The following is a 4910-nucleotide window of genomic DNA, read 5'->3' on the forward strand; positions in this document are numbered from 1 at the left end:
CTGTGGAAGCAGATCAGCAGTAATACTGTGGAAGCAGATCAGCAGTAACACTGTGGGAGCGAATCAGCCGGAGGCTATTCGCGATTAACCCAATCGCTATTAGCCAGGCAAGCTGGCTGAATAGCTCCCACAGGTTTTGCCACCCTGGCAACCGCTTGCCGTTTCCACATCCTACCACCGGCATATCGACACTCAAAATCCGCCTGGATGTTATATAACTAATTGATTTTTAATAAGAAAATATAGTTGGCACAGCCTTCGCAATGCTTCATGTAACTGAACTATTGAAAGGCAACCACTATGGACCGCGCACTCTACATCGCCATGTCCGGGGCCAAACAGAACACCTACGGGCAAACTGCACACGCCAACAACCTGGCCAATGTTGCGACCACAGGTTTCCGCTCTGATTACACCCAAAGCCGGGCGCAAGGCGTGTTCGGTGAACACTTTCCATCGCGTGCGTACGCCATGACCGAACGTCCCGCCAGTGACATGAGCATGGGCTCATTGGTGGAGACGGGCCGCAACATGGATCTCGCGATTGAAGGGAAAGGTTGGTTTGCCGTTGTCGGCCCGGATGACCAGGAAGCCTATACCCGCGCCGGTGACCTCAGCGTCGATCCGCTAGGTCGACTGGTGAATGGCAGTGGTCGTCAGCTCATTGGTGACGGCGGTCCTGTGGTACTGCCCGAATTCGAAAAAATCAATATCTCAAAGGCCGGAATTATTACGATTCAGCCACTTGGCGAAGTGCCTGCGGGCGTTGCCGAACCGGTGCAGCTCAAGCTCGTTAATCCAGACCCTGAAACATTAGAAAAAGGCGAAGACGGTTTATTCCGCTTTCGTGAAGAGGGCACCCCACCGGCTCAGCCAGACCTTAATGTCAGCGTTGTTGGCGGCTTTACTGAAAGCAGTAACGTCAATGCCGTCACCGAACTCACCAGCCTGATTCAGCTGAACCGTCAGTATGAAATGCAGGTAAAAATGATGAAACGTGTCGACGAGCTGGCAGCCGCCACGACACAGATCATGTCGAATCAATAAGGAGTCAGCACTATGATGAACGCACTCTGGGTCAGTAAGACCGGGCTCGAAGCACAAGACCTCGCGCTGACCACCGTATCAAACAACCTCGCTAACGTAGCGACCACTGGCTTCAAAAAAGACCGTCCGGTATTCGAAGACCTGATCTACCAGATTCAGCGTCAGCCGGGTGCCAACAGTTCAGCCGACAGTCGCCTGCCATCCGGTCTGCAACTCGGTACCGGTGTACGTACCGCAGGTACACAGAAAGTATTCACAACAGGCTCGCTCGAAATCACGGATCAGCCGCTGGATATCGCGGTAAATGGTCGAGGTTTTTTCCAGATTCAGATGCCTGACGGCAACATCGGCTATACGCGTGACGGTACCTTCCACATCAATAACGAAGGCACCGTAGTGAACGTCAACGGCTATCCGTTAGAGCCGCAGATTGTTATCCCTGAGCAGACCAACAACCTCACCATCAGTGAAGACGGTATTGTCCAGGCAACCATGTTCGGAGACCCGAATCCGCAGCAGCTAGGCCAGATCGAGACCGTCGACTTTATTAACCCAGCAGGCCTTCAGGCAGCCGGTGGCAACCTCTTTCTGGAAACCGCAGCCAGTGGTGCTCCTCAAGGTGGAGTTCCGGGTGAAGATGGTTTTGGTCGGGTAGTGCAGGGCGCACTCGAAAACTCCAACGTCGAAGTGGTTGAAGAGCTGGTGAAAATGATCACCGTTCAGCGCGCCTACGAAATGAACTCAAAAGTCGTGTCAGCAGCCGATCAGATGCTGCAGTTCCTGACACAGAACACCTGATGGAGGTGTGATATGAAACGCCTGTTAGTTAACGCATTTATTGCACTTACAAGTACTGGTCTGTTGACCGCATGCAGCAGTATTCAACAAGAGCGCGACGTATTCCCGGATGACCCAGCGTTTGCGCCTGTATCGGCACAAAGCCTCGAAGCGCCGCCGACCAATGACGGCTCGCTGTTCCAGCCGCGCTACAGCGTAGGTTTGTACACCGACCAGCAGGCCAACCGGATTGGTGACATCATCACCGTGATATTCGACGAAGAATATCAATCGTCGAAATCAGCAGAAACGGTGGCCGATAAATCATCCAACAACAACATGGCAGTGCCGTCACTCATGGGAACAGTACCCGGTTGGAAGAACCTGACCATGGATTCAGAAACCGTGAACGATCGACAGTTCTCCGGTAAAGGCGAGGCAGATCGCTCCAACAGCTTGACTGGTCAGATCAGTGTGACGGTATCCGATATTCTGCCTAACGGTGTACTACAGATACGCGGCGAAAAATGGCTGACCCTGAGCGAAGGTGACGAATATATTCGTATTATGGGCCTGGTGCGTCCACAAGACATTACCCCTGAAAACACCATCGCTTCAAGCAAAGTAGCCGATGCACGCATCTCATTTGGTGGTCGTGGCAACCTCAACAACAGCACCAAACAAGGTTGGGCTGACCGCATCTTTATGTCACCGCTCTGGCCGTTTTGATTCAATATTTTGTAGGAGCTATTCAGCCAGCTTGTCTGGCTAATAGCGATTGGGCAGTTGCAGTAGTGATATTCGCGAATAGCCTCCGGCTGATTCGCTCCCACAGGGATTAAAAGCCTGATTCGCTCCCACGATCATTTCCCAATTGGCACACCCTTCGCATTATTCCTCAAATACGACCTAAACCCTGCAATCAGATACGTAATGCGGATGAAACGATGAAAAACTGGCGTCAATTACTCGTCATAATGCTGGTCAGCACGATTCCAGCTCTGGCCCATGCGGAGCGAATCAAAGACATCACCAGTATATCAGGCGTGCGTTCAAACCAATTGATCGGCTACGGCCTGGTGGTTGGTCTCGACGGTACGGGCGATAAAGCCCCGTTTACCACACAGACTTTCCGTAACATGATGAACGAGTTCGGGATCACCCTACCGCAAGGCACTGACCCGAAACTGAAAAACGTCGCTGCCGTATCTGTTACTGCAGAACTGCCGCCGTTCTCAAAACCCGGCCAGCGGGTCGACGTTACCGTATCGTCACTGGGCAATGCCAAAAGCCTGCGCGGTGGCTCACTGTTATTTACCCCCTTAAAGGGCGCTGATGGCGGCATCTACGCGGTTGCTCAGGGTAACCTCGTCGTCGGTGGCTTTGGTGCCGAAGGCAACGACGGCTCAAGCATCACCGTTAATGTCCCCAGCGTCGGGCGCATTCCCAACGGCGCGACGGTTGAACAAGCCGTACCCAGCAGCTTTGGACGCGGCGACAGTCTGATCTTCAACCTGGATCAACCCGACTTCACCACCGCGCGGTCAATGACCGATAAAATCAACGAACTGCTGGGGCCGGGCACTGCCGAAGCCCTCGACGCTACAAGTATCCGGGTCAGTGCTCCGCGCGATACAAGTCAGCGCGTTGCCTACCTGTCGGTGATAGAAAATCTTGAGATAGAAACCGGCACCGAACGCGCAAAAATTATTATTAATTCCCGTACCGGCACCATAGTTATGGGGCAAAAAGTACAGATAGAACCAGTGGCCGTGACACACGGTAGCCTGACCGTCACCATCACCGAAGACTTCGAAGTGGCACAGCCCAACGCGCTGGCTGAAGGTGAGACGGTTGTGGTTCCGCAAACTAACATCAACATCGATGATGGCGGCGACAGCCGCATGTTTAAATTCGGCCCTGGCGTCACGCTCGACGACATCGTCAAAGCCGTAAATGAAATTGGCGCCGCCCCCGGAGACCTCATGGCAATACTCGAAGCCATGAAACAAGCCGGTGCCCTCAAAGCAGAATTAATCGTCATATGAATAACGACCTATTTAGCCAGGTAAAAAACCTCTCGCTTGAACTACGCTCCCTGATTCGTCAGGGCGTAAAAGAAGGTGTCGAAGAACGCATCCAGAAACGCAACGAACTGATGCGCGAGTGGTTTTCTCAAGTCAGCGACCTCATCGACCTGACTAACGAACAGCAAGTGTTTCTTGAAGACCTGTTGAAAGAAGAACAGGAATTGCTTGAGCAATTAAAAGCTGAGCAGAAGCAAGTGGGCTCACAACAGCAAGGCCAGAAGAACATCAAAAAGTATTTGATGTGATGGTGCGTTTGTAGGAGGGGATCATATCCCCGAGAGGTGTGGAGGAAATTACGGATGTGTAGGAGGGGATCATATCCCCGACAATTGACTATGATTTTATACCCACACGGCATTCCAGAACGGATAGTTCCCTGCCTTCTGCGCCAATCCAGCTCGGATAGGGTTAGCAACGATATATCTCGCTAGTGGTAACAACTCACTCTCCGACCGGAGTGCACGATCGTGAAACGCTTTGCTCCATATATCTCCTTCCCATAATCTCTCGTTATGAATCACCCTGGTAGAAATAGCCTTGATTCTTCCAACAACTTTAGAGAGTGAGTCGTACCGGCCTACTTGGACGATAGCATGCCAATGATCTGGCATAATTACCCATGCAGATATGGAGCTCGTCTTAAGTACACTAGGAGAGTTCAAGATCTTTGCCAGTGTTGATGCGGTACCGAATGAAGAAAAAATGTGCTGTCTCTGACAAGTCACAACAGTGACATGGTAAATATTATATTCTTGCGAAAAGCGCCCCTTTCGTAATGCCTTATGTCCCTGCATTTTTTTTGATATCCACTTCGTAGCTTCTGGACAATCTAGTAAAACGCAATCATGTATGGCAATCGCGAGAAAGCATGAGACCGTTAAGGATTGTGTCGGGAAGAAGCTTCCCTCCTACAGGACAAGCATGATGTAGGAGGGGATCATATCCCCGAACAACGTATCGGCCTCGGCAATGTCGGGAAGAAGCTTCCCTCCTACA

Annotated in this window: 6 protein-coding genes; 5 read left to right on the forward strand and 1 reads right to left on the reverse strand. The window is 51.7% G+C overall.

Annotated elements, in window-relative coordinates:
• The first annotated feature begins 300 nt into the window (after positions 1 to 300).
• From B2R29_RS13645 to B2R29_RS13665, 5 genes are all read left to right on the forward strand, one after another.
• Positions 301 to 1047 carry a flagellar basal body rod protein FlgF gene (locus tag B2R29_RS13645; RefSeq protein WP_301181573.1) on the forward strand — a complete coding sequence of 249 codons (747 nt, stop codon included), beginning with the start codon at positions 301 to 303 and terminating at the stop codon, positions 1045 to 1047.
• Positions 1048 to 1059: 12 nt separating this feature from the next.
• Positions 1060 to 1845: a flagellar basal-body rod protein FlgG gene (flgG, locus tag B2R29_RS13650; protein WP_068438825.1), complete on the forward strand. Its 786-nt coding sequence runs from the start codon at positions 1060 to 1062 to the stop codon at positions 1843 to 1845.
• 12 nt (positions 1846 to 1857) lie between these two features.
• Positions 1858 to 2553, forward strand: coding sequence for a flagellar basal body L-ring protein FlgH (flgH, locus tag B2R29_RS13655; RefSeq protein WP_301181574.1), 696 nt, complete (start codon positions 1858 to 1860; stop codon positions 2551 to 2553).
• Positions 2554 to 2771: 218 nt separating this feature from the next.
• Positions 2772 to 3872, forward strand: coding sequence for a flagellar basal body P-ring protein FlgI (locus tag B2R29_RS13660; protein ID WP_301181575.1), 1101 nt, complete (start codon positions 2772 to 2774; stop codon positions 3870 to 3872).
• Positions 3869 to 4159, forward strand: a complete 291-nt coding sequence (locus B2R29_RS13665) for a hypothetical protein (RefSeq protein ID WP_301181576.1) — start codon at positions 3869 to 3871, stop codon at positions 4157 to 4159. The genes B2R29_RS13660 and B2R29_RS13665 overlap by 4 nt, the downstream gene beginning before the upstream one ends.
• Before the next feature lie 96 nt (positions 4160 to 4255).
• Here the strand turns inward: B2R29_RS13665 and B2R29_RS17000 are convergent, their stop codons facing one another.
• Positions 4256 to 4708: an REP-associated tyrosine transposase gene (locus tag B2R29_RS17000; protein ID WP_414716621.1), complete on the reverse strand. Its 453-nt coding sequence runs from the start codon at positions 4706 to 4708 to the stop codon at positions 4256 to 4258.
• Positions 4709 to 4910 lie beyond the last annotated feature (202 nt).

The sequence above is a fragment of the Thalassolituus sp. UBA3500 genome (assembly GCF_002377545.1).
GTDB lineage: Bacteria > Pseudomonadota > Gammaproteobacteria > Pseudomonadales > Oceanobacteraceae > Thalassolituus.

Bases quoted from the DNA above. Each gene is read 5' to 3' on its own strand.
- B2R29_RS13645 (WP_301181573.1), top strand. From the start codon at position 301: ATGGACCGCGCACTCTACATCGCCATGTCCGGGGCCAAACAGAACACC.
- flgG (WP_068438825.1), top strand. From the start codon at position 1,060: ATGATGAACGCACTCTGGGTCAGTAAGACCGGGCTCGAAGCACAAGAC.
- flgH (WP_301181574.1), top strand. From the start codon at position 1,858: ATGAAACGCCTGTTAGTTAACGCATTTATTGCACTTACAAGTACTGGT.
- B2R29_RS13660 (WP_301181575.1), top strand. From the start codon at position 2,772: ATGAAAAACTGGCGTCAATTACTCGTCATAATGCTGGTCAGCACGATT.
- B2R29_RS13665 (WP_301181576.1), top strand. From the start codon at position 3,869: ATGAATAACGACCTATTTAGCCAGGTAAAAAACCTCTCGCTTGAACTA.
- B2R29_RS17000 (WP_414716621.1), bottom strand. From the start codon at position 4,708: ATGCAGGGACATAAGGCATTACGAAAGGGGCGCTTTTCGCAAGAATAT.